We start from the raw sequence: 1954 nt of genomic DNA, 5'->3' as shown, positions 1-1954 counted from the left end.
GCCGAGCGGGAAGCTGGCGAGAAGCAAGCTGCCGGCGCCGGACGTGGAGAGCCTGCGGGGCGCGGCGCCCTTCGTGGCACCGAGGGACGCGCTGGAGGTGCAGTTGGCGGAGGCCTTCGCGGCGGTGTTGAAGCTGCCGCGCGTCAGCGTCACCGACAGTTTCTTCAGCATCGGTGGCCACTCATTGTTGGCAACCCAGTTGGTGGCGCGCATCCGCGCCTTGCTCAAGGCCGAGGTTCCCTTGAGGACTCTTTTTGAAGCGCCATCTGTCGCGGCGCTCGCGAAGCGCATCGAGGCGGATGTCCGGCTCAAGCCTGGCAACGCTCCGCAGTCGATGCTCGCGCGAGCGCGTGCGCGGTTCCGTAGTTCCAACGAGCAGGGAGACACGGAGGAAGAGATGCTCTCTTTTGCCCAGCAGCGGCTTTGGTTCCTGGACCAGTACAGGCCCGGCAGTCCCCTCTACAACATCCCCGCCGCGCTCCGGTTGAAGGGCGCGCTGGATGTGCAGGCGCTCGAGCGGGCCTTCACCGAACTGGTGCGACGCCACCAGTCCTTGCGCACCGTCTTCCAGTCCCGTGAGGGCAAGCCGGTCCAGGTCATCTCGCGAGGCGAGCCCCTGCGGATGCGGTTGCCGCTTCAAGACCTGGCGTCACTGCCGGAGTCCGAGAAGGAAGCAGAGGCGCTGCGGCTGGTCTGGGCCGAGGCCCGACGGCCGTTCGACTTGACGCGCGGCCCCCTGCTGCGCACGGGGCTGGTGCGGCTGGACGTCAACGAGCACCTTTTGCTCGTGACGATGCACCACATCATCGCGGACGCCTGGTCCATCGCCGTGCTCATCCGAGAGGTCGTCACGCTCTACGAGGCGTACAGCGTGGGGCGACACTCCCCGCTGTCGGAGCTGGGCCTTCAGTACGTGGACTACGCCGTCCAGCAGCGAGAGTGGCTCCAGGGCGATGTCCTGGAGCGACAGCTCTCCTGGTGGAAGCAACAGCTCGAGGGCGCACCGTCATTGCTGGAGCTTCCCACCGATCATCCTCGTGCCCTGGATGCTCGCAATCCAGGCGCGGTGATCAAGGTGGAGTTCTCACGGGAGCTCACCCGGGCCCTGGTGAGCCTGTGCCAGCGCGAGGGCGCCACGCTGTTCATGGGGCTTCTCGCGGGACTTCAGGCGTTGCTGTCGCGGTACTCGGGACAGGAAGACATCTGCGTGGGGGCACCCATCGCGGGTCGCCAGCAGATGGAGACCGAAGAGCTCATCGGCTTCTTCGTGAACACGCTGGTGCTGCGCACGAAGCTGAAGGGAGACCCGACGTTCCGCGAGCTGCTGGGGCGCGTGCGTGAGACGACGCTGGGGGCGTACTCGCACCAGGATGTGCCCTTCGAGAAGCTGGTGGAAGTGCTCCAGCCCGAACGGCAGCCGGGGCACACGCCGTTCTTCCAGGTGGCGATGGTGTTGCTCAACACCCCGCCCATGGAGCTGGCCACTCCGGGACTCTCCTTCGAGTCCGTGGACGTCGACAGTGGCACCGCGAAGTTCGACTTCACGTTGATGTTGCGCGAGACGCCCACCGGTCTGACCGGAACGTTGGAGTACCGCACCGACCTCTACGAGCCCGCGTCCGCGGAGCGACTGGTGGCGCACCTGCAACGGCTCCTCGAGGGCGCGGTCGCCAACCCGCTCCACCGCTTGTCCGAATTGCCGCTCGTCTCGGAAGCGGATCGACGCCTCGTGTTGGAGGCGTGGAACCCTTCAGCCACGGGCCCACGCTGGGAGGTCTGCGCGCACGAGTTGGTGGAGGCGCAGGCGGGGAGGACGCCGGAGGCGGTGGCGGTGGTGTTCGAAGGGGAGGAGCTGACGTACGCGCAGTTGGAGAAGCGAGCGAATCAACTGGCGTGGCACCTGGGCGGGGCGGGGGTGGGTGCGGGAGACAGGGTGGGGCTGTGCATGGAGCGC

Annotated in this window: 1 protein-coding gene; it reads left to right on the top strand. The window is 67.1% G+C overall.

What is annotated here, in order from left to right:
* Positions 1–1954: condensation domain-containing protein (locus HUA75_RS45970; RefSeq protein WP_174490126.1), on the top strand; the 1954-nt coding region annotated here is incomplete at both ends.

Source organism: Myxococcus sp. CA040A, assembly GCF_013336725.1.
Lineage (GTDB): Bacteria > Myxococcota > Myxococcia > Myxococcales > Myxococcaceae > Myxococcus > Myxococcus llanfairpwllgwyngyllgogerychwyrndrobwllllantysiliogogogochensis.
This window is presented reverse-complemented; position numbering and strand designations above follow the sequence as displayed.